Source organism: Enterobacter sp. V89_11 (assembly GCF_029967775.1).
Lineage (GTDB): Bacteria > Pseudomonadota > Gammaproteobacteria > Enterobacterales > Enterobacteriaceae > Enterobacter > Enterobacter ludwigii.
Genome location: NZ_JASCAN010000018.1, coordinates 13737 through 36355, shown reverse-complemented (window position 1 = coordinate 36355; position 22619 = coordinate 13737). Strand labels below are relative to the sequence as shown.

The 22619-nt window shown below is 54.8% G+C and carries 18 protein-coding genes; 8 read left to right on the top strand and 10 right to left on the bottom strand.

The features are described from left to right. Positions 1-160: 160 nt before the first annotated feature. On the top strand, positions 161-961 hold the full coding sequence (locus tag QLG09_RS14905; RefSeq protein ID WP_020883332.1) for a mannosyl-3-phosphoglycerate phosphatase-related protein: 801 nt from the start codon (positions 161-163) through the stop codon (positions 959-961). Here QLG09_RS14905 and dgcQ read toward each other — a convergent pair. From dgcQ to QLG09_RS14890, 3 genes are all read right to left on the bottom strand, one after another. Beyond that, a complete protein-coding gene (gene dgcQ / locus QLG09_RS14900) occupies positions 946-2646 on the bottom strand; it encodes a cellulose biosynthesis regulator diguanylate cyclase DgcQ (protein WP_044867762.1) in 1701 nt (566 codons plus the stop codon). The genes QLG09_RS14905 and dgcQ overlap by 16 nt on opposite strands. A 73-nt stretch (positions 2647-2719) precedes the next feature. Next, entirely contained in the window at positions 2720-2902 is a 183-nt protein-coding gene (locus tag QLG09_RS14895; protein WP_014170745.1) for a DUF2158 domain-containing protein, read from the bottom strand. 78 nt (positions 2903-2980) lie between these two features. Next, positions 2981-3892, bottom strand: a complete 912-nt coding sequence (locus QLG09_RS14890) for a DUF808 domain-containing protein (protein WP_214579434.1) — start codon at positions 3890-3892, stop codon at positions 2981-2983. A 178-nt stretch (positions 3893-4070) separates the two neighbouring features. Here QLG09_RS14890 and yedA point away from each other — a divergent pair, with 178 nt between their 5' ends. Continuing rightward, positions 4071-4985, top strand: coding sequence for a drug/metabolite exporter YedA (gene yedA, locus QLG09_RS14885; protein WP_020883329.1), 915 nt, complete (start codon positions 4071-4073; stop codon positions 4983-4985). Here the strand turns inward: yedA and QLG09_RS14880 are convergent. From QLG09_RS14880 to QLG09_RS14870, 3 genes are all read right to left on the bottom strand, one after another. After that, positions 4957-5448, bottom strand: coding sequence for a very short patch repair endonuclease (locus tag QLG09_RS14880; RefSeq protein WP_282489027.1), 492 nt, complete (start codon positions 5446-5448; stop codon positions 4957-4959). The two genes, yedA and QLG09_RS14880, sit on opposite strands and share 29 nt — an antisense overlap. Continuing rightward, the gene (locus QLG09_RS14875) at positions 5429-6844 is read right to left on the bottom strand and encodes a DNA cytosine methyltransferase (RefSeq protein ID WP_050737016.1); all 1416 of its coding nucleotides are present in this window, start codon (positions 6842-6844) and stop codon (positions 5429-5431) included. The genes QLG09_RS14880 and QLG09_RS14875 overlap by 20 nt, the downstream gene beginning before the upstream one ends. 61 nt (positions 6845-6905) lie before the next feature. Beyond that, positions 6906-7607 (bottom strand): phosphohydrolase, encoded by a 702-nt coding sequence (locus tag QLG09_RS14870; protein WP_020883326.1) that lies wholly within the window; start codon positions 7605-7607, stop codon positions 6906-6908. Between the two features lie 351 nt (positions 7608-7958). Between QLG09_RS14870 and ompC the strand changes: the two genes are divergently transcribed. Continuing rightward, positions 7959-9125 carry a porin OmpC gene (gene ompC, locus QLG09_RS14865; RefSeq protein WP_163306424.1) on the top strand — a complete coding sequence of 389 codons (1167 nt, stop codon included), beginning with the start codon at positions 7959-7961 and terminating at the stop codon, positions 9123-9125. A gap of 57 nt (positions 9126-9182) precedes the next feature. On the opposite strand, the gene QLG09_RS14860 is transcribed toward ompC, so the two are convergent. Next, on the bottom strand, positions 9183-10046 hold the full coding sequence (locus QLG09_RS14860) for an N-acetylmuramic acid 6-phosphate etherase (protein WP_163306427.1): 864 nt from the start codon (positions 10044-10046) through the stop codon (positions 9183-9185). A 164-nt stretch (positions 10047-10210) separates the two neighbouring features. Here QLG09_RS14860 and QLG09_RS14855 point away from each other — a divergent pair, with 164 nt between their 5' ends. Further along, positions 10211-11827, top strand: a complete 1617-nt coding sequence (locus QLG09_RS14855; protein ID WP_163306429.1) for a sensor histidine kinase — start codon at positions 10211-10213, stop codon at positions 11825-11827. Beyond that, the gene (dcuR, locus tag QLG09_RS14850) at positions 11824-12543 is read left to right on the top strand and encodes a two-component system response regulator DcuR (protein ID WP_014170753.1); all 720 of its coding nucleotides are present in this window, start codon (positions 11824-11826) and stop codon (positions 12541-12543) included. Before QLG09_RS14855 ends, dcuR begins: the two co-directional genes overlap by 4 nt. Here dcuR and QLG09_RS14845 read toward each other — a convergent pair. Together QLG09_RS14845 and QLG09_RS14840 are read right to left on the bottom strand one after the other, a co-directional pair. Next, on the bottom strand, positions 12524-13486 hold the full coding sequence (locus QLG09_RS14845; RefSeq protein WP_282489025.1) for an FAD:protein FMN transferase: 963 nt from the start codon (positions 13484-13486) through the stop codon (positions 12524-12526). The two genes, dcuR and QLG09_RS14845, sit on opposite strands and share 20 nt — an antisense overlap. Positions 13487-13551: 65 nt before the next feature. Further along, positions 13552-16332 carry a flavocytochrome c gene (locus QLG09_RS14840; protein ID WP_059306560.1) on the bottom strand — a complete coding sequence of 927 codons (2781 nt, stop codon included), beginning with the start codon at positions 16330-16332 and terminating at the stop codon, positions 13552-13554. 611 nt (positions 16333-16943) lie between these two features. On the opposite strand from QLG09_RS14840, the gene QLG09_RS14835 reads away from it, so the two are divergent. Next, positions 16944-18452: an anion permease gene (locus QLG09_RS14835; protein WP_073396077.1), complete on the top strand. Its 1509-nt coding sequence runs from the start codon at positions 16944-16946 to the stop codon at positions 18450-18452. 55 nt (positions 18453-18507) lie between these two features. Beyond that, complete coding sequence (gene fumA, locus QLG09_RS14830; RefSeq protein WP_282489024.1) at positions 18508-20157, top strand: class I fumarate hydratase FumA; 1650 nt, start codon at positions 18508-18510, stop codon at positions 20155-20157. Here fumA and QLG09_RS14825 read toward each other — a convergent pair. Next, positions 20146-21051 carry a LysR family transcriptional regulator gene (locus tag QLG09_RS14825; protein ID WP_282489023.1) on the bottom strand — a complete coding sequence of 302 codons (906 nt, stop codon included), beginning with the start codon at positions 21049-21051 and terminating at the stop codon, positions 20146-20148. The genes fumA and QLG09_RS14825 overlap by 12 nt on opposite strands. A 95-nt stretch (positions 21052-21146) precedes the next feature. On the opposite strand from QLG09_RS14825, the gene QLG09_RS14820 reads away from it, so the two are divergent. Next, positions 21147-22454, top strand: a complete 1308-nt coding sequence (locus QLG09_RS14820; RefSeq protein WP_073396273.1) for a serine hydrolase — start codon at positions 21147-21149, stop codon at positions 22452-22454. The last annotated feature ends 165 nt before the right edge of the window (positions 22455-22619 follow it).

The window sequence follows — 22619 nt, the reverse complement described above, 5'->3', positions numbered from 1 at the left end:
TGGCGAATATAATATTTGGTACATAATAAATTTAGTTATGAGGGACAACATACGCCGCATGCGGGTTTGGCAGGCGGGATGCCCTTTTGCCTCACTTAAGCGTTAGGAATTTTTTTAGGAATATTCTTAGGTGGCAGTTTGTCAGTTATCAGGAGTCGTTATGCCTTCATTGCAGGATAGCCTGCTGATCTTTTCCGATCTCGACGGCTCGTTGCTCGATATTCATACGTACGAGTGGCAACCGGCCATGCCCTGGCTGGACACCCTCCAGGATAACCAGGTGCCGGTTATTCTCTGCAGCAGCAAGACCGCGGCAGAAATGCTGGATATCCAGCAGGATCTGGGTCTGGAGGGGTTGCCCTTCATAGCTGAGAATGGCGCGGTGATTCAACCCGACGTGCGCTGGGAGACAGGTCAACGCCACATCAGGGGGATGACACACCGCGACATTCGCCCGCTGATCGACCAGATTCGCCAGCAGCGGGGCTTTAAATTCACCACCTTTGATGACGTCGACGAACGGGTTATCAGCGAGTGGACGGGGCTGACGCGCTATCGCTCGACCCTCGCGCGCCGACACGAAGCCTCTGTCACGCTCATCTGGCGCGACAGCGATGAAAAAATGGCGCAATTTGACGAGGCGCTGGCGCAGTGCGGCCTGAAATGCCTGCAGGGAGCCCGCTTCTGGCATGTTCTGGATGCTCGCTGCGGTAAAGACGTTGCGGTTGACTGGCTGATTGAGCAGTACCGTGAGCGGGAAGGCATTGTGCCGGTCACTCTGGGGCTTGGCGATGGTCCAAATGATGCCCCGCTGCTGGACAGCGTGGACTACGCCGTGGTGATCAAGGGTATTAACCGGCAGGGCATCACGTTACGTGACGATAACCCCGCCCGGGTGTACCACACGCAACAGCCCGGACCCGCGGGCTGGCAGGAGGGGCTGGATCACTTCTTATCCTGATCGTGCCAGAACACCCGGTTGCGCCCGCACTGCTTGGCCTGATACAACCGGGCATCCGCCACTGACTGCAACTGTTCGAAATCGTAATTGTCCTTTTCCTGGGCGCTACTTACCCCCAGTGAGGCACTGATACGCACGGTGGTACTCTTTTTCACCAGGATCTCTTTACTGTTGATGCGTGAGCGAATGCGTTCCGCAATCCCCCTCGCCTCTTCAAGCCCGCTGCCGGGCAGTACCACGCAGAACTCTTCCCCACCCACGCGTCCGGCAACATCATTCTTGCGCAGTGCGCTGCCAATCAGGCCTGCGGCATGGGAAAGCACTTTGTCCCCGGCCTGATGGCCAAAGCGATCGTTAATGCTTTTAAAATGGTCGAGATCGATTTGAATCACCGAGAACGGCAGCGACTGCTGCCGACATTTTTCCGACAGCATTTTGGCACGCTCAAACAGGGCACCACGGTTATTCAGGCGGGTGAGCGGATCGTGCCAGGCCTGCCACTGCAAAGAGTGCTGAAGCGTATACATATTGCTGACCATCCGACGGATAACCAGCCACGAGATAAGAAGCATGGCGGTGAAGAGTGCCCAGAGCAGCGCCAGCACGATACTGATACTGCCGAAGTCCCCCTTCACGCCTTCATGCAGGGTATGAACGCGTAAAATCACACCATCGAAGTGATCGAGCCGCTCCCAGCTGATAAAGCGGCTTCCGAGGCGGATCCCCCCGCCGGTATCGTTCTCAATCGCGTGCGCTATCTGCGCCGTTTCGCGTTCGTCAAACCGGTTCACCAGGCTGCCGGTCTCTTCTGACGTGGCAATCATATTCAGCCGGGTGTCGTACAGCTGATATTCCCCCTCTGTACGCTCTTGCGTTGCCTCTTCCAGCAGATGTTTCATGGTCTTCAATGAGAAATCCATCGCCACAACGCCATACCAGTAATGGTCAAAATAGATCGGTACGCTGGCCGTGATCATCCGTTCACCACCGGTCCAGGGCGACGGGCTGGAGATAAACCAGCGCACCGCGCGAGCGCGATTGTTACGTTCAGACTGCTGGGTAAACCACGGCTGGGTAACCAGATAGTAATAGCGCTGGCTAATATCACTCGTCTGTTCAGGCGTGTCCGTCGCAAGGTAAAACCCGGCGCGTGACGCATAGATAACCCGCTCTTCACTTTGCCCCACCGAGGACGCCAGTCGGAGTAAATACCCCACTTCGAGGGCGGCAGAAATTTCATTGCTGATACGCTCAGGATCACGATTCAACAGCGTGGTTTTTTCGACGAACGCATCCGACACGCCGTTGATGGGGAGAGTGCGTTTTTTATCAACGGCGAGCTGCCAGCTGGGGCGCGTGCGAAAGGCGTTAAAGCGTGAAATCGCTTCATACAGGACATCAAAGGCCAGCGGCGTCTGGATGGCATCACGCATGCTTTTGCGGAAAAAAAGCATTTTATCCACGCTGTACTGTAACTGCCGGTCCAGCGAAGTGGCTACCGTTTCCAGATGATTACGCTGGCTGGAGATATACGCATCTTCCAGTACCACCACCTCTCGCCAGGTCAGGAGCGTGGAAAATATCAGTACGATGAGAAAACAGAGATTAACAATCAACCCCGGATTGCTACGCATATGCAGCCATTGCAGAAAAGATCGTCTTACAACAAAGGTCTCGCGCTGCACACACACTCCCTGATTACTGCCCGACGCCGGATACGGAAGGTAAAAACGCCCGGCAAAGCCGGGCGTTATGTCATTAAGCCTTGTCTCGCTTGCGCTGCCCGTCTCCCGGTTGAAGCTCATCTTCACGGAACGCTTCCCGCTTGATGCTATAACCGTCGTGCCACCGGCATTCCACCATACCGCTGGAATACCCGGTGACAATCATACGTGGGCCGCCCTTCTTAGGCTTAACTTCATCACTGACCAAAAAGACCATACCTGCCTCCTGTATCAGGGTGAAACGTTTTCAATTTAGACGAGGAATGATCTTTTTGCACCCCGCAACAGGTAACAATTAGTGCGACGTTCCGCGGATTTTTTCGACCAGTTTTACGGCCCCAACCACGATAATGCCAATGATAAAGCCCAGCACAAGATTAAGCAGCGTGGGCAGAATTGCCGCCACTATGCTGACCTGCGCCGAGGCGAAATGTTCAATAGCATGATGCAGCGGCGCGATACCGTGAACCACAATACCGCCTCCGACAAGGAACATCGCCAGCGTGCCAACCACTGACAGGCTCTTCATCAGCCAGGGCGCGGTCACCAGCAGGCTTTTACCGATACCTTTGGCGATAGCGCTCGATTTTTCTTCCAGCCAGTAGCCGATATCATCCAGCTTAACGATAAGCCCCACCAGCCCGTACACCCCCACCGTGACCAGAATGGCGATCCCGGAGAGGATCAGGACCTGGTTCAGAAGCGGTGCTTCAGAGACAATACCTAACGTAATGGCCACGATCTCCGCCGACAGAATAAAGTCGGTACGAATGGCACCTTTCACCTTATCACGCTCGAAGGTTTTAGGATCCTGCGCGGCCAGCGCCTCAAGACGCTGCTGGCGCATTTCCGGCGTGTCGCTGTTCTTACGTGCGGCGAACGAGTGCAGGATCTTCTCAGCGCCTTCGAAGCATAAAAATGCGCCGCCAATCATCAGCAGCGGCGTGATCGCCCATGGGATAAACGCGCTGATCAGCAGCGCAAGCGGCACCAGGATCACCTTATTCAGGAATGAGCCTTTCGCTACGCCCCATACCACCGGTAATTCACGGTTGGCCCGAACGCCACTCACCTGCTGGGCGTTGAGCGATAAATCGTCTCCCAGAACCCCGGCGGTTTTCTTCGCCGCCAGTTTCCCCATCACCGAAATGTCATCCAGTAAGGTGGCAATATCATCCAGTAATGTTAATAAGCTACTTCCTGCCAAAATCTCATTCCTTCTTTTTTTGGTAATTAAGTGAATAGTATGGAGCAAAAGTGTAAACCCGGAAACAGGCACCTCGCGTCAACAAAAAATTCACATCAACTACACAATTAAAGCGCTCGCCAGGCCGATAGTTTTGGCGTTTACTGTCAGCGACCTTTTCATTTTGTCGCGAGGGATTATGCGTTTCCGGCAACTGCTACCGCTCATTGGGGCACTTTTTTCGCTGTATATCATCTGGGGTTCCACCTACTTTGTCATTCGTATCGGCGTGGAGAGCTGGCCGCCGCTCATGATGGCGGGCGTACGCTTTCTCTCGGCGGGCGTGTTACTGATGGCCTTTCTGCTGTTACGGGGCCATAAGCTGCCTCCGCTTCGCCCGATGCTCAATGCCGCTCTGATTGGCCTGCTGCTGCTGGCCATAGGGAATGGGTTTGTGACGGTCGCCGAGCACCAGAACGTGCCGTCCGGAATTGCCGCCGTCGTGGTCGCGACCGTCCCGCTGTTTACCCTGTGCTTTAGCCGTCTTTTCGGCATCCGCACCCGCAAGCTCGAATGGGTAGGGATTGGGATCGGGCTTGCCGGGATCATCCTGCTCAACAGCGGCGGTAACCTGAGCGGAAATCCGTGGGGCGCAGTAATTATCCTGATCGGCTCCATGAGCTGGGCATTTGGGTCGGTATACGGTTCACGAATTGAGCTACCGACCGGCATGATGGCGGGCGCGATTGAGATGCTCGCGGCGGGAATTGTGCTGCTGATTGCCTCAACGCTGACGGGCGAAAAACTGACAGCCATGCCGGACCTTTCGGGCTTCCTGGCCGTGGGTTACCTGGCTCTATTTGGCTCTGTCATCGCCATTAACGCCTATATGTTCTTGATCCGCAATGTCTCGCCGGCGATCGCGACCAGCTACGCTTACGTGAACCCGGTGGTTGCCGTACTGCTGGGCACCAGCTTTGCGGGCGAAACGTTATCTCCCGTGGAATGGCTGGCGCTGGGCGTGATTGTCTTTGCCGTTGTGCTGGTAACGCTGGGGAAATATCTGCTTCCTGCGAAGCCGGTTGTTACGCCGTGTGAGGTGGAGAAACCGTAAGCGGGTGAATACCCTGGGTGTCGATCTGCGCGGCCTGCCCGTCGCCGCAGATCCACTCTTCCAGCCGTTCTGTCAGGTCGGCATCGGTACGTCTTAATCTGCCGCGCAGCGCGCACTCCCAGACAATCAACACCCGCCAGCCCTGCGCGAGAAGCGTGCTAAGGTCACGGTTGTCCCGCGCGACGTTCTTGCCAATCTTCTCCAGCCAGAAATCCGTACGCGTCGCGGGAACCTTAAACAGGTAGCAGTCGTGGTGATGCCAGAAACAACCGTGGGTAAAGATGATGCATTGATACGCATCGATAACGAAATCCGGACGGCCCGCAAGCGCGGCATCCTGCACGCGGAAATCAAACCCCGCCTCGGTCAGCAGCCCGGCTAGCCGCTTTTCAATGGCGGTATCACGCGTGCCGATGGCACGCATGTTTTTACTGCGCGTCGCCTTATCGTGAACATCCGTCATTGACGGCCTCACTCTCACGTAACGCCACGGCCTGTCTGATGCGGGAGGCCAGCAGTTTTGCCACCGCCGCAAACGCGGGAACGACCACCGAGTTACCAAACTGTCGATAAGCCTGGGTGTCCGACACCGGAATGCGGAAGGTGTACCCCTGCGGGGTCTCAAACCCCATCAGCCGAGCGCATTCACGCGGCGTTAAGCGGCGCGGACGGTGACGCTGGTTATCGGGATCGTCAAAATCTTTCTCCCCCAGCGCTTTATCCCAGCCCCGGTCGATCAGGATCTCTGCGCCATCTTTATAGTAGCGAGCGGACAACGTGCGCGTCACACAGTGCGGATCGTTCGGATTAACCATCCCGAAGCCAAAACCGTTGCCTTTGGCCTGGTGTTTTTTCGCATAGCGGTAAAGGTATTTCCACAGCACCGGGGTGAGGATAAATTTCGCGTCGACAACAGGCTCCAGCAGGTCGGCCACGGTTGGGCGACGCGCAGGATATAAAGAGGGAATATCCCGCAGGGTAAAATCCCCCTTCAGGTTGAGGTCGCGGCGAAAACCAACCAGCACAATGCGTTCGCGGTGCTGCGGCAGGAAATGTTTACCGTCGATGATTTTCGGGTCATCCGCGCCCATATGCTGAGCGTCCGCTACGTCATACCCCAGCTCATCAAGCGTTTGCATGATAATGCGGAAGGTCTTTCCGCCGTCATGGCTCTTGAGATTCTTGACGTTCTCCAGCACGAAAATCGCCGGACGACGGGCGTCGATAATGCGGACAACATCAAAGAACAGCGTGCCTTGCGTATCGCAGGCAAAACCGTGGGCGCGTCCGAGGGCATTCTTTTTCGACACGCCGGCCAGCGAGAAAGGCTGGCACGGGAAGCCCGCCAGCAGGACATCATGGGCCGGAATTGACTGGCGAATGTGCTCAGCCGCCTCTTCATCACTCACGCCACTTTTGTGGCTCAGCGTAACATCACGGATATCGGCGTTGAAACGGTGTTCATGGGGATCGCAGTACCAGTTGGCTTTGTAGGTACGGACCGCATGTTTGTTCCACTCGCTGGTAAACACACACTGCCCGCCAATGGCCTCAAACCCGTGTCGAATGCCGCCAATGCCGGCAAACAGATCGATAAAACGGAAGGCATAGTTCGGGTGCGCGGCTGAAGGACGCGGAAGCAGGTTTTGCAGATAACGAAACTCGCCCTCACTCAGACGCTGCCCTGCCCGCTCGCTGGTCAGCAGTCTCTTCAGGATTGCCGGGCTCCAGTGGCTTTCACCGTGCGCCACCAGCTGATTCGCCAGCGTTTTAGCATCATAGATATCCAGCAGCTGGCGCAATAAAGCCTGCACCGTTGCCGTTGATTTCTCAGCCTGCTCTGGCGCGGGCTCACTCACTGATCGATTTTCCTGCATTCTTTTAACCGGAGAATAAAGACTGGAAACAGATTACCACAGTTCACTCGCTCAAACTGCGACGGAAGCGGCTCAGCACCTGGCTATCCAGCCCCAGGCAGTCGCCCTGTAATTCGGCACTTAATTTCGCCATAAACTGGATGAGAAAATCGGCGTTGTGTTGCGCAAGTTCGCGCCCCACGTCTGTGTGCATTGTATCAGGCAAGCGCAGCAGCTTGGTCTGAAAATGGTCGAGGGCAAAGGCGCGGTCATTAAGAGTGCGCGCATCGGCAAACGGGTCTTCAGCGTTAAAGAGCGCCACGCCCAGCGCCCCCGATACCGCAAAGACGCGCGCAAGACCAATAGCACCAAGCGCTTCCAGCCGGTCAGCATCCTGAACAATTTTGGCTTCAAGACTGTGCGGCGCGATACCGGCGCTAAAACTGTGCGCTTCAATGGCATGCTCCACGGCCGCATAGCGTTCAGAGGAGAAATCCGGAAAATCGCGACGCAGAATGTCGAGCGTCTTGCTGGCCGCCAGACGTGATGACTGGCTGCGTTGGGGATGGTTTTTCGGCAGGCTGACAATGTCATGGAAATAACAGGCGGTCAGTACCACCAGTGAATCGACCGCCTGGTTCGCCATGATTTTTTGCGCCGTCATCCAGACACGACGAAAGTGCGAAATATCGTGCGCGGCGTCGTGGGTCGCGTGGTTTTCATCGAGCCAACGCTCAAAGCGAGACTGCCACTGCGTAAGTTCCATCATCACGTCCTGTTGTTAAAACGGCTACAATAGCAACTTTCCCCGCCGCTATCACGGCTGTCCTGACAGGGACGCGTATACCCTGCATTCCCGAGGAAATATATTTAATATCAATTGGAGATATTAAATAATACTGCCGCTAAATACTTAATGATAATTTATTTCTATATATCCTAAACTCTAATTCACCAGAAAAATAAAGCGACAGATAGAAATATTTTGCAATATTTCTACGATTTTAATTACATTTATTTTTGAACCAAAATGACATTGCGTAGAATAGTATCAATTCTGTAATGACAGAGAGTGATTACATATATTCATATTAATTATCTTTAAAGGGAATATATAATGAAAAGAAAAGTTCTGGCAATTCTCGCACCCGCATTATTAATGGCTGGCGCAGCACATGCAGCTGAAATGTATAACAAAAACGGCAATAAAGTTGATCTGTACGGTAAGATCGATGCGCGTCATACCTTCTCTGATCACCCTGGGGATGATGGCGATGAAACCTATGTACAAATTGGTTTCAAAGGCGAAACACAAATCACTAACGATGTTATTGGTTATGGCCAGTGGGAATATAAAACCTACGCCAATAATACCGAAGACGCCGGTGATACTTCATTTAACCGTCTGGCGTACGCTGGCCTGAAATATGGCGAGTACGGTTCATTCGATTACGGTCGTAATTACGGCGTCGTGTATGATGTTGAAGCCTGGACCGATATGCTGCCCGTATTTGGGGGCGATTCTTATACCTGGACCGACAACTTCATGGTCGGCCGTGCAAACGGTGTGGCGACCTACCGTAATGCCGATTTCTTCGGCCTGGTTGAGGGTCTGAATTTTGCGCTGCAGTATCAGGGGGCAAACGAAGGTCAGGACGCAACAGAAGATCAGGAAGGGACCAAGAACGGTCATAACGACGTGCGTTTCCAGAACGGTGATGGCTTCGGTATGTCCACTAGCTATGATTTCTCCGGCGATCTGTCTGGCCTGACCTTAGGCGCGGCCTACTCCTCTTCTGACCGTACCAATGAGCAGGAAGCGAAGGGTATACAAGACAGCGCACGTTTCGCCGGCGGTAAGACTGCGGAAGTGTGGACCGTTGGCGCGAAATATGATGCCAACAGCGTTTATCTGGCGATGATGTATGCGCAAACCCGTAATATGACGCCATATGGCGATACCGGGATTGCGGATGAGACGCAGAACTTTGAAGCCGTGGCACAATACCAGTTCGACTTCGGCCTGCGTCCGTCCCTGGCATGGGTTTACTCCAAAGGCAAGGACATGACTTATCCTGGCAATGCGGGTAACCCACAGGGCCAGCATGGCGACATGGATCTGGTTAACTATATCGACGTCGGTATGACCTACAGCTTTAACAAAAACTTCTCCACCTATGTTGATTACAAAATCAACATGCTGGACAACGACGAAAGCTTCTACGAAGCAAACGGCATCTCTACAGATGACATCGTTGGCGTAGGTATGACGTACCAGTTCTAACTTCCTAGTATAAAAAAAGCCCGCATCGCGGGCTTTTTTTTATTCAACAGAGAAATGTTATGGTGCTTCCTGCAGTGCCAGACGAATATAGCCGTTATTCTGCGCCAGCAGTTCATGCGCCTTCCAGGCATCCAGCCCTGTCAGCACCATCAGCACCGCTGTTTTGCAGTTATAGTTGCAGCTCTCCAGCGCGGCTTTCGCCGCTGACCGGGTGCATCCCCCCGCTTCCATGACGATGGCAATTTGCCGTTCAGACCATTTGGTGTTGCTGGCGTCCAGATCCACGCGCAGGTTGCTGAACACGCGTCCGGTTCGAACCGCCAGGCCGGTGGTTATCATGGTCAGGATCATTTTTTGTGCGATCCCGGCTTTGGTATTGATATAACCCGCGATCGCGTCCGCGCCAAGCTCCGGGGCAATCACCATGCTTGCCAGCTGCGCGGCTTCACTTTGCGCGTCATCCGTAATAGCCGCGACCGGGGAACCCAACGACCACGCATGGCGCATCGCGCCCCAGACCCACGGTGTTTTTCCGCTGACAGTGACCGCCAGCATCATATCCTGTTCACCAAATTTGATGGCCTGCAGGTCGGCGACACCGCGCTCGTAGCTGCCCGCCTCCTCTCCCGCCGTTATGGCGATCACAGGCGTTTTTCCCGGGGCATACTCATCGGCTGCCTGCTGCGCGACACGGCCTGACGGGCCGGCGCCAACAATGACCAGACGACCACCGTGACTCAGGGTCGCAGCGGCGTTATCCACCACGCGGGCGATCGTTGTTAAACATGGGGTTATTGCAGCGGAGATGAGGGCATCATCCTGGTGAATGACTTTCAGCATGTCCAGCGTGGACAATCTATCGATATTCATCGTGCTGGCGTGCCGTCTTTCCTTGACCGAACCGGTAAGCGTAATGCTCATAAACAACCTCCTTATTATGAGTACCCCTACACTATAAAGTGTTTTAGACAGGTGACCTGCGAGGAGGGTCACGAAAAGAGGACCGAATCCATGCCTTTACATGGCTTTAAGAAACGCGCGTCATCGGCGATAATTACCCCTTTCTTAATCATCGCGGAGTTTTGATGAGCGATTTGCAGCCCTTCCCCCTTACGCGCAAGCGCCCCATGAAACTGAACACCCTGGTCACGTTAATGGTGTGCGCGATTATCGGTTCTGTGCTGCTGATGGTATTTGCGCTCTATTCCGTCCAAATCACCCGCGCCACCCGCGATGATGTTAAGGATACGGCCCTTGGTATCGCGCGAACGCTGGCCGACAGTCCCGAAATTCAACGCGGTCTGATGCAGGCTCCCCAGGCGGATATTATTCAGCCCATCGCCCAGGCGGTCACCAGGCGCAACGACCTGCTCTTCACCGTCGTCACCGACATGCGCGGTATTCGTTACTCGCACCCGAACGAAGCCCTGCTAGGTCTGCACTTTATCGGCGATGACCTGACGCCCGCGCTGGAAGGAAAGGAGCATGTCGCCGTTAACCGGGGTGCCCTCGCCGAAGCGCTTCGCGTCTTCACCCCCGTCTTTGATAGCCAGCACGAGCAGATCGGCGTGGTGGTGGTCGGTATCTCCCTAAAAAAAGTGGAAGATCAGATTGCCCGCGGGCGGCTTAACGCCGTCTGGACCATATTATTCAGTATATTGATGAGCTCGCTGGCCATCTGGGGCCTGGTTCGCGTGCTCAAACGTATCCTGTTCGGCCTTGAGCCGTATGAGATCTCTGCGCTGTTCGAACAGCGGCAGGCGATGCTGCAGTCGCTTCGCGAAGGGGTACTGGCCGTGGATATTCAGGGTCGGGTGACGATGATTAACCACACCGCCAGAGAAATATTGCTTCTGCCTTCCGGCAAACAGACCGAAAATGCCAGTGCTCCCCTGCTGGCAAGCCTGCGGGAAGTCTCGAAGAGTGGCATTGCGCGCAAGGATCAGGAGATCAGCTGCAACGGGCGACTCTTGCTGTGCAACATGGTGCCTGTTAAAAGCCAGGAGCGGGTTATTGGTGCCATCACCACTTTTCGCGATAAAACGGAAATCAGCCAGCTGATGCAGCGTATCGATGGCATGGTTAATTATGTCGATGCCCTGCGCTCCCATACGCACGAGTTTATGAACAAACTGCACGTGATCCTCGGGCTGCTGCATATGAAGCGCTACGACAAACTTGAAGAGTACATTATCCAGACGGCGCATAATTATCAGACCGATATTGGTACCATTCAGAGCAAAGTTAAATCTCCGGTGATAGCCGGGTTCCTGCTGGGTAAAATCAACCGGGCTAAGGAAGCAGGGATCGCCCTGACGCTGGCCGATGAGTGCCAGATACCGGATACCGCCAACGAAGAGCAGGTTGCGGTGCTGATTACCGTGCTGGGTAACCTCATTGAAAACGCGCTCGACGCGATGGAAGGACAGCAGGAAGGCGAAATTGGCCTGCTGCTACATTATCAGAATGGCTGGCTCAGTTGCGAAGTCAGCGACGATGGCCCCGGTATTGATCCGGCTCAGCTCGAGGCTGTTTTTACAAAGGGCTTCTCAACCAAAGGCGAAAATCGCGGCGTTGGGCTGTTCCTTGCTCGTCAGCAGATCCAGAACCTGGGCGGAGACATTACCGTCGAGTCTGAGCCTGGCGTATTTACCCAATTTTTTGTTCACATCCCCTGGGATAGCGAGAGGAATATCGCGTGATAAATGTGTTAATTGTCGATGATGACGCCATGGTGGCCGACCTCAACCGTCTGTATGTCAACCGTGTTGAAGGCTTTAGCTGCTGTGGCGTCGCCTCCACGCTCAACCAGGCCAGGGCCATCATTAACGACCCCAGCCAGCCTGTCGATCTGGTGCTGCTGGATGTCTATATGCAGCAGGATAACGGGCTGGATCTCCTTCCCGTCATCCGTGCCTCAGGCCGGCCGATTGATGTCATTATGATCTCCTCCGCCGCCGATGCCGCCACCATCCAGACCTCCATCCATTACGGTGTGGTGGATTATCTGATTAAACCGTTCCAGTTCCCGCGTTTTGAAGAGGCGCTGAACGGCTGGAAGGCAAAGCACAGCCTGATGGGATCGCATCAGTACTATGAGCAGGCCGACGTCGACAGATTGATCCACGGCGGTGCGCCGGAACTGGCGGACAGTAAAAAACTGCCGAAAGGGTTAACGCCGCAAACGCTGCGTACGATTTGTCAATGGATTGATGCGCACCCGGAGACGGAGTTTTCCACCGATGATCTGGCAAACGCGGTTAATATCTCGCGCGTGTCCTGTCGCAAATACCTGATCTGGCTGGCGCAAATCAACATCCTGTTCACCAGCATTCACTACGGTGCCACCGGGCGGCCGGTGTATCGCTATCGCCTGCAGCCCGAGCAGACGGCACTGCTCAAGCAGTACTGTCAGTAACGCGGTAGCTGTTATCCAGCAAGGTAAAATGGAAGTGGTGCGCTGAAGAGAGCACCACTTCTTTTGTTTTGGTCACGAAGATTGCTTCAATGTCGGGTCGTGCACGCAGCGCTGAACAGCCTTTACTGACGCCCATGCCGTACATCAGCGTGGTCCAGATATCACCGTCAATGGAGTTTTTCGAAATGATGGTGACGCTGTCCAGTTCGTTATCCAGCGGATAGCCGGTACGCGGGTCAAGTATGTGGTGATAACGCCTGCCATTTTGCTCAAAAAAGCGTTCGTAGGTACCCGATGTCACCACCGACATGTTCTCTACGGTCATCGTACCGATCAGCGCCTCCCCGGCGAACGGTTTTTTGAGCCCCACGCTCCAGCCCCCCTCCGGTGAACCCAGCGTCTGGATATTACCGCCAAGATTAATAAGCCCCAGTTGAGCGCCCTCTTTACGCAGGTAATCGCGCACTCTGTCGGCGATATAGCCTTTGGCGATGGCCCCCAGATCAATCTCCATGCCCGCCCGGGTCAGGAACACGCTGCTGCTGGCCTCATCAAGGACCACATCCTCAGGATGGGTAATGGCGAGCAACGACGCGATTTCATCGGCAGGCGGAACGCTATCTCCCCGAAAACCGATTTTCCAGCTTTTCACCAGCGGGCCGATGGCCAGGTTAAATGCGCTGTCCTTGAGCTGGCTTGCCGCTTTCGCACAGCGGATAAGCTCAAAAACCGGGCGACTGACGGTGACAGGATGCTGACCGGCAGCATGGTTGATATCCATCACCTGCGAGCTGGCACGGTTGACGGTCAGCAGGTCTTCATACTGTTTAATCAGTCTAAAAACGCGAGAAGCGAGGGCTTCATCATGAGAGAAAAGCTTCAGGAGAATGGGCGATCCCATCAGAACGGCGGAGTAACTGTAGACGCGGTGGTCAGAAGACATGGTGCAAGCTCCCTGGTTGAAATGCCGGATACACGGGGCGTATCCGGCATACCCTTACGGCTGACTTACGCCCTTTTCGCGCGCATCGCCGCCTGATGTCCGGCAAGCGTACCAAAAATAATGATATCTGCCACCGCGTTACCCCCGATGCGGTTACCACCGTGGATACCACCGACCACTTCACCGGCCGCAAATGCCCCTGGCAGCACGTTGTGGTTGCTGTCCAGTACGCAGGTTTCGGTGTTAATGGTCACACCGCCCATGGTGTGGTGCACACCCGGCGCAATCTGAATGGCATAAAATGGCCCTTCGTTGATTGGTGCACGCAGCGCGGTCGTACGGCCAAAATCGTCATCGTGCTGTTTTTCAACAAAGCCGTTGTAACGCTCCAGGGTCGCCAGGAAAGCGTGGTAATCCATACCCAGGGCTTCAGCCAGCGCTTTAGGTGAGCTGGCGCTGGTGACAAACCCTTTGGCGATGTACTCATCTGCCGCTTTGTTTTTGGCGCGGACATGCTCATCAAAGACGATGTAAGCGTATTTCTCCGGCAGGGCGATAATTTGTGCAGAGACTTTATCGCGGGTTTCCATCTCGTTGAAGAAACGGTTCCCCTGTTGGTTCACCAGAATCGCCCCGCCACCGCGGATGGATTCGGAAATCAGGTACGAGGTTTTCTGCTCAACGGTTGGGTGGATCTGGATTTCACCCATATCGACCGTACCGGCGCCAATACGCTCCAGCAGCGCGATACCGCCCCCTGTCGCCCCTTTGTGGTTGGTGGTCACGAAACCTTCCAGGTCAGGACGGTACTTAACCACCATCTGGCTATTGGCGCTGAAACCACCGGTAGCCACAATGACGCTTTTGGTTGCAACGGTAAGGGTTTCGTTTTCTTCCGTGGTCAGACGTACGCCGGTGACTTCGCCATTCTCGAAGAGAATGTCGCTGACCGACGTATCGAGCATGACCTCGATGTTGCGTTTGTTGACGTTACGCACCAGGCCGCTAATCAGATAGCCGCCCACCGCAGAACCGTCTTTTGGACGGTGAGTACGGTCGATGCTCATCCCGCCGGTGGTGGTGATGTCGTTGAGCATAATGCCGCGGGTTGCCAGCCACTCGATCGCCTGTGGGGCATTTTCAACAAAGCGGCGCAGCAGTGCCGGGTTGTTCTTGTTTTTACCGCCTTTCAGGCTTTCCTGATAGAACAGCTCTTTGCTGTCCTGAATCCCTTTCACCCGCTGGAAGCGTGTTTCCGCGGCGTTCATCCCCGCAGACGCTTTAATGGTGTTACCGCCGATGGAGGGCATTTTCTCAACAATCAGCACGCTTGCGCCTTCGTCATGCGCCTGGATTGCTGCGGCCAGACCCGCGCCACCGCTACCGACCACCACAACGTCAACGCTTCGGGTCTCGTTCGGGTCGACACCCTCTTCGGCTGCCAGCGCTTTGCTGGATTTCAGCATGGCTTTGGACACCGCTTTTTTGACCGCTTCACTCTGGCTGGTTGCACCGGTAATGGCATCCACGTGCGGGGTGTTTGCATCCAGAATACGGGTGCGGATCTCTTCGAAGCTGGTGACAAACTCAACGTCCTGGGTCGGGCCAGAAGCCAGTTCAATGTCGGCGATGCGGTCGGTCTCCAGGCTGACGTTAATCACCAGTTCGTTGCTATCGTCCCGAACATTCTCAATAAACATGCCCGGTTTAAATTTCGATTCACCCATGCTCATATCGCGGATCATCGCCTCCACCAGCGAGAAACGCCACAGCGGCTCAGGGATGCTTAGCGCTTCGCGTCGGGTGCTGTCCATAAACAGTTCCAGCGTTTCTCCCGCCGCGATGCGGTCTGTCCAGTCCGGGTAGGCGATGGTGGCGCGGCCTACGGCGATAAGATCGTAGCCATGTTCCAGCGCCTCGTTCGCATCCGCGGCATTGACCACGCCACCGACGCCCATGACCGGCACCTGCGCCAGCGTGTCAGAACGCATTGCGCGGTATTTTTCGATAAGCGGGGTCGGATCCTGCGTGTCGACAATAGAAGGACGCAGGGTTGCGCCAACGGAGAAGTGCAGATAATCCACACCGCGCGCGGCCAGCTTTTCCAGCAGGTACATGGTGTCTTCAAAGCGGATGCCCGGCTCTTCCAGCTCTTCAGGGGAGAAGCGATAGCCGATGATAAAGGCGTCATCGGCGTACTGGCGCACCATTTTATGGGTGATGTCGAGCACGGCCAGCGGGAATTTCGCGCGGTTATCGCGGCTGCCACCCCACTCGTCGTCACGCTGGTTAGAGTTTGGAGAGTAGAACTGCTGAATCAAATAGGTGTTGGCCCCATGGATTTCAACGCCATCGAAACCCGCCTGAATCGCACGGCGTACTGCTTCACCGAACTTACCGATCATCCCTTCGACTTCTTCCCCCGTCAGGGCAACCGGCGTGGCGGCGCCGTCACGTGGCGCGGCAACGGCACTTGGCCCCACCGGCGTGCGGCCACCGATCAGTTTCGGATCAACCATGCGGCCGCCGTGGTAGATCTGCAGCAGCGCTTTAGATCCTTTGGACTTAATCGCCTCAGCGATCTTCGCCAGCCCGGCGATTTTCTCGTCGTTATCAATGCCAATCGCACCCGGGAAGGCGAGACCGAGATCGTCAACAAAGCAGCACTCAACAATAATGGTACCAATACTGCCTGAGCGGGCGCGATAGTACTCAACCAGCTCGCTGGTCACCGTACCGTCGTAATAACCGGTACAGGTCGTCATAGGGGCCATTAACAAACGGTTTTTCAGTTCGGTACCATTCGGTAATGTGAAGGGGCTTAGAATACGTTCGTTAGTGCTCATAATAGAAACTCCAAACTTTAAAATTAAGAATTCGTTATCGGGCTCAGTTTTATTTCGATTTTTTATTCCGATGTCATAATACTAATATAATGATTTTTTTAGTTTCTAAAGCTATTACGTTAGTTAAAAAACTATTTAATCCCTTCAATAACATTAATAACACATTGGTGTTAGCAATATTAATTACTCCATTCACAATCCTTTAAACACCGTTAACGTATCAATGACCTTTTCACGATCCCAAGAGACAAAAGAAAACCATTAAAAACAAAGAGTTATATGAAAATGGTTATTTGAAATGTTAACAACATTGAGTAAAATCCATATCAAAATAAATAATACCCACATACGCCAGAGTGGTTATTATCAACTGAACAAAAACACCACCGCAACTCTATTTTTTTGATCGCGATCAAGCATCGAGACAGTCAAAGGCGCAATATATAAATATCATTAATTTTTAATTTAGCGCATCAAAAATGCGTTAAATCGCTATTACTGAAATAGCAAATGCGCACCTTTAGTAACTAAATAAAATAAAAACAAACTAAAGAAAGCAAATGAATATTTCAGCGCATAACCGAATTCCTGACAACTTAAGACGCGAAACTATGAATACAAAAACTGCTGTAACGCCCCCTGTGGCGAGTCACGCATCCAACGGAAAGGCAAAACGTCTGCTAATGATGGCATTGCCCGTTGTCGTTGCCGTGCTGTTACTGTTTGTTCCGGTCCCGGAAGGGCTTCCTCCTTACGCGTGGCACTACTTCGCTATCTTTGTCGGCGTGATTGTCGGTTTGATCTTCGAACCGCTGCCAGGCGCGGTCATTGGCCTGACCGGCGTCGTGGCGATTGCGCTCTGCAGCCAGTGGGTGTTGTTCAGCCCGGAACAATTGGCCGACCCGAAATTCAAACTGGCGGGTGCCTCCTTTAAATGGGCCGTGAGCGGTTTTGGTAACTCTACCGTATGGCTGATTTTCGGTGCCTTCATGTTTGCCGCAGGCTATGACAAAACCCGCTTCGGCCGCCGTCTGGCGCTGATTCTGGTGAAATATCTGGGTCGTCGCAGCCTGACGCTCGGTTACGCTATCACCTTCGCGGACCTGCTGCTGGCACCGTTTACACCTTCCAACACCGCGCGTAGCGGCGGGACCATCTATCCGATTATCGCTAACCTGCCGCCGCTGTATGGTTCGAAACCGAACGATCCAAGCGCGCGTAAAATTGGTTCTTACCTGATGTGGGTGGCGATCACCGCGGCCTGTATTACCAGCTCAATGTTCCTGTCTGCCCTCGCACCGAACCTGCTGGCGCTGGCGCTGGTGAAAAGCACCGTGGGGATCGACATCTCCTGGGGCACCTGGTTTATCGCATTCCTGCCGCTGGGCGTGCTGCTGATTCTGACCATGCCGCTGCTGGCCTACTGGTTCTACCCGCCTGAAGTTAAAGTGAACAACGAAGTGCCACTGTGGGCGACCCGTGAACTGGAAAAACTGGGCAAACTGTCCCGTAACGAAATCCTGCTGCTGATTTTCGTCTGCTGTGCGCTGCTGATGTGGATCTTCGCCGCCGCGTGGATTGAACCGGCGATGGCTGCATTGTTAATCGTGGGTCTGATGCTGTGGACCGGGGTGCTGGAGTGGAACGATATCACCGGGAATAAAGCCGCCTGGAACACCTTCGTCTGGTTCGCCACCCTGGTTGCACTGGCGGATGGCCTCTCCTCCACGGGCTTCATTAGCTGGCTGGGTAAAGAAGGCGGTCTGCTGATGAGCGGTATCTCGCCGGGTGTTGCCACCATCGTACTGCTGCTGGCGTTCTACCTGCTGCACTACCTGTTTGCCAGCACCACCGCACACACCACGGCGCTGCTGCCAGCGATGCTGACCATCGCCTCTACCATTCCGGGCATGAATATGGAGGTGTTCGTCCTGCTGATGGTGACCTCCCTGGGTGTCATGGGGATTATCACCCCTTACGGTACCGGCCCTAGCCCTATCTACTACGGTAGCGGCTACCTGCCAACCAAAGACTACTGGCGCCTCGGCACCATCTTTGGTGCCATCTTCCTGGCGGCCCTGCTGCTGATTGGTTATCCATGGATGTCCATGATGTTCTGATCCCTGACCGCCGGGCTACCTCTCCGGCGGTTTTATTTTTTTGGAGCAATACGCTATGTCAAACAAACCGTTTTACTACCAGAACCCCTTCCCTCTCGCACACGACGATACCGAATACTATCTGCTGACCAAAGAACACGTCTCTGTTGCCGAATTTGAGGGTCAGGAGATCCTGAAAGTGGAACCCGAAGCGCTGACGCTGCTGGCACAGCAGGCCTTCCACGACGCCGCCTTTATGCTGCGCCCTTCGCATCAGAAACAGGTTGCCGCTATTCTTAACGACCCACAAGCCAGCGAAAATGATAAATACGTTGCCCTGCAGTTCCTGCGCAACTCTGAAATCGCGGCCAAAGGCGTGCTGCCCACCTGCCAGGATACCGGCACGGCGATCATCATGGGTAAAAAAGGCCAGCGCGTCTGGACCGGTGGCGGTGACGAAGCCGCGCTGAGTCAGGGTGTCTATAACACCTACATCGAAGATAACCTGCGTTATTCCCAGAATGCCGCGCTGGATATGTATAAAGAGGTCAATACCGGCACTAACCTGCCTGCGCAGATCGATCTCTACAGCGTAGACGGGGACGAGTATAAATTCCTGTGCATGGCAAAAGGCGGCGGTTCCGCGAATAAAACCTATCTCTATCAGGAAACCAAAGCGCTGATTACCCCGGCGAAGCTGAAAAACTACCTGGTTGAGAAAATGCGTACCCTGGGTACCGCGGCCTGCCCGCCTTACCATATTGCCTTCGTGATTGGGGGAACGTCGGCTGAAGCGACGCTGAAAACCGTTAAGCTCGCTTCCACGCGCTATTACGACGCGCTGCCCACCGAAGGTAACGAACACGGTCAGGCGTTCCGTGATGTTCAGCTCGAACAGGAACTGCTTCAGGAAGCACAGAACCTCGGCCTGGGCGCACAGTTTGGCGGGAAATACTTCGCCCATGATATTCGCGTGATCCGTCTGCCGCGCCACGGCGCCTCCTGCCCCATTGGTATGGGCGTCTCCTGCTCCGCTGACCGCAACATCAAAGCCAAAATCAACCGCGACGGTATCTGGATTGAAAAACTGGAGCACAATCCGGGCCAGTATATTCCTGAATCCCTGCGTCAACAGGGCGAAGGCGACGTGGTCAGCATCAATCTGAATAAGCCGATGAAAGAGATCCTGGCCCAGCTTTCTGCTCATTCGGTCTCTACCCGCCTGTCGCTGAACGGCACCATCATCGTGGCGCGCGATATTGCCCACGCGAAGCTGAAAGAGCTGCTCGACAACGGTGAAGAACTGCCGCAGTACGTCAAAGACCATCCAATCTACTACGCAGGCCCGGCCAAGACTCCGGAAGGCTATGCATCAGGCTCTCTCGGCCCAACCACGGCAGGACGGATGGATTCGTACGTCGACCTGCTGCAGTCTCACGGTGCGAGCATGATCATGCTGGCGAAAGGCAACCGTAGCCAGCAGGTGACCGATGCCTGTCATAAGCACGGCGGTTTCTACCTCGGCAGCATCGGCGGCCCGGCGGCGGTACTGGCACAAAACAGCATCAAGCGTCTGGAGTGCGTGGCCTATCCTGAACTGGGTATGGAAGCCATCTGGAAAATCGAAGTGGAAAACTTCCCGGCGTTTATCCTGGTGGATGACAAGGGTAACGACTTCTTCCAGCAGATCCAGAATCAGCAGTGCAATGGGTGTTCACAGCGCTGATTTTTTCCACAACGCCGGTAACAGCGACAGCGTTTCAGCGATCTTCTCTCGCTTGTCGCTTCCCGGCTTCCAGATGGTCACCATCGTCTGACTTATCCCCTGGCTGCCCACTTCGGTGTGCAGCCTTTTTACCTTTTTCCACCCGGTCGGCTGGAAATGCGTCGGTAAAAACCCCCAGCCGCATCCCTGCTCCAGCAGGCCCCGCAACATCTCCAGCTCGTTGGTAAAAAGGGTGTGCCCCGAAATCTGCAGACGACGCGCCACCGGCTCATCCGAGGCGGCGTGCATAATCACCTGCGGCACCAGCGACAACTCAAGCAGCGACAGCGGCTGCGTGGCTTCGGCGAACAGCGTGTTGCAGGCGTAGAAATCCATATCGATCGCCCCGAGCGCCCGCCACTCCATTTCATTACCCACACTGCGATTACGTGCCTGGCAAATGCCCAGATCCGCCTGCCCGCTGGCCAGCATCGCTTCAGCCTCATCCCGGGAGGCGCTGACCAGGCTCAGACGTAAATGTCGCTTCGCCATCTCGCCAATCAGCGCCTGCAAAAATGGCCTCGAGGTAAAGGGATCGTAAACCAGCGTGATGTCCTGCGTAGCACGCTCCGGCACCGCGCTGGCAAATGCCTCAAAGGCTTTCACCTGGCGCATCAGCAGGTGCGCCTGCCGCTGCAGCTGCTCGCCCTCAGGGGTCAGACGCAGCGTGCGTCCTTCACGCACAAACAGCCTGTACCCTAATCCATCTTCGAGAAAATCAATCAGGTCGCGCAGCGTCGTACGATCTTTCCCGAGCTTCATCGCCGCTTTTGCCAGGCCACCGTATTCCACCACGGCGGTAAACGCTTCCAGTTGGGCAAAGGAATAAATTACCGTCGACACGCCACTCTCCATTCAGTTTTCGGGGGGAATTTCCCCCATTACGCGTTTTTTATTATAAGCCGCGGGTTCTTAAACTGAAGGCGTTCCTAATCACAGCGAGAAAAATGATGAATTGTCCTTCACTGAACCGCACGCTGCTGGCGGGCGTTGTAATTAGCCTGTGTAGCGGTCTGTTTGCGCCTGTCGCGCTGGCGGCCTGCAACGGTACTGACCTGAACACCTGCCCTGCTCCGTTCGACAAACAGCTTCCTGACACGCACAAGATGCTCACCTGGAGCCGGGCGGATCGCGTGGTCGGCTTTCGAAATGACTACCGCAACTACGCGGGAGATGTGTTCCATCACGGCAACGCCACGCCGCTGCTCAGCGCAGAGAAACCGCTCACTGACGCCCGCTATCAGGTCAACGGCAAGACCTATAACCTGCAGGACTACCTGAAACGTCAGAACGTGAGCGGCATGCTAGTACTGAAAGACGGCAAAATCGCGTGGAAATATCTCGGCGAAGGCAATACGGATACGACGCTCTGGACCTCCCGTTCGGTCGGGAAATCCGTGGTCTCAACGCTGGTTGGCGTGGCTCTCAAAGAGGGAAAAATTCGCTCACTCGACGACCTGGTCACGCAATACGAGCCAGACCTGAAAGGCACCGCCTGGGACGGCGTGACGTTAAAACAGCTGATCACCCACACCTCCGGCGTGGCATGGAACGAAGACTACACTAATCCCGCCTCCGATTTCGCGCAGCTCACCGAGTGTGAAGCGAAACCAGGCACCTATGACTGCGTGCGTAAGCTGGTGTCGGGGCTGAAACGCGAACACCCGGCAGGCCAGCACTGGTCTTACTCCTCCGGTGGCGCCTGGCTGTTGGGTGACGTGCTTGAGCGTGCAACGGGCATGACCCTGGCCGCCTATCTTGAGAAGAGCATCTGGCAGCCGTACGGCATGGCGAGCGACGGTGTATGGCATGCCTACCGTAAAGGTCAGCATGATGTCGGCGCGCATGGCTTTAACGCCACGCTGGAAGACTGGGGACGCTTCGGGGAATTTATCCTGCATAACGGCACACTACCGAACGGTAAACAGATCCTGCCCGACAACTGGGTGAAAGACGCCTCACGCTGGACGCAGGCTGATGGCTCTGTCTCTGACGCACACCCGACCGGCTTGTACGGCTATCAGTGGTGGAACAACGAAGTGCCCGTCACGGCCACGAAGGTGGTGCCCGCGGCGAATGAGTCGCTGAAAGGCTCGCTCTGGGCGCTGGGGATCTTTGGGCAGATGATCATGGTAAACCAGGCGGAAAATCTGGTGATCGTTCAGTGGTCCACCTGGCCGCAGGCCGAACCGTCGTTTAGCGCACAGCCGCTGGAAGCCTCACTGATGTTCAGTGCGATTGCCAACGCGTTGCGGTAAGTCGCGGTAAGTGATAGTTAACAGCCAGGCATCGCCTGGCTTTTGTCTTCTCTGCAAACAAGGGTGCCTCTGCGCGATGTCACAAAACGGCAATATCAGTGACTTACCCAAACTGGTGAATAAAAAATCAATTAATTGTTAAGTTGTTGTTACGACAATCACTCC

Coding starts and splice junctions, on each gene's coding strand:
- QLG09_RS14855 (WP_163306429.1), top strand. CDS start 10,211: ATGAGCGATTTGCAGCCCTTCCCCCTTACGCGCAAGCGCCCCATGAAA.
- QLG09_RS14905 (WP_020883332.1), top strand. CDS start 161: ATGCCTTCATTGCAGGATAGCCTGCTGATCTTTTCCGATCTCGACGGC.
- QLG09_RS14845 (WP_282489025.1), bottom strand. CDS start 13,486: ATGTCTTCTGACCACCGCGTCTACAGTTACTCCGCCGTTCTGATGGGA.
- QLG09_RS14840 (WP_059306560.1), bottom strand. CDS start 16,332: ATGAGCACTAACGAACGTATTCTAAGCCCCTTCACATTACCGAATGGT.
- yedA (WP_020883329.1), top strand. CDS start 4,071: ATGCGTTTCCGGCAACTGCTACCGCTCATTGGGGCACTTTTTTCGCTG.
- QLG09_RS14880 (WP_282489027.1), bottom strand. CDS start 5,448: ATGACGGATGTTCACGATAAGGCGACGCGCAGTAAAAACATGCGTGCC.
- QLG09_RS14860 (WP_163306427.1), bottom strand. CDS start 10,046: ATGAGCATTACGCTTACCGGTTCGGTCAAGGAAAGACGGCACGCCAGC.
- QLG09_RS14870 (WP_020883326.1), bottom strand. CDS start 7,607: ATGGAACTTACGCAGTGGCAGTCTCGCTTTGAGCGTTGGCTCGATGAA.
- QLG09_RS14820 (WP_073396273.1), top strand. CDS start 21,147: ATGAATTGTCCTTCACTGAACCGCACGCTGCTGGCGGGCGTTGTAATT.
- fumA (WP_282489024.1), top strand. CDS start 18,508: ATGTCAAACAAACCGTTTTACTACCAGAACCCCTTCCCTCTCGCACAC.
- QLG09_RS14835 (WP_073396077.1), top strand. CDS start 16,944: ATGAATACAAAAACTGCTGTAACGCCCCCTGTGGCGAGTCACGCATCC.
- QLG09_RS14825 (WP_282489023.1), bottom strand. CDS start 21,051: ATGGAGAGTGGCGTGTCGACGGTAATTTATTCCTTTGCCCAACTGGAA.
- QLG09_RS14895 (WP_014170745.1), bottom strand. CDS start 2,902: ATGGTCTTTTTGGTCAGTGATGAAGTTAAGCCTAAGAAGGGCGGCCCA.
- ompC (WP_163306424.1), top strand. CDS start 7,959: ATGAAAAGAAAAGTTCTGGCAATTCTCGCACCCGCATTATTAATGGCT.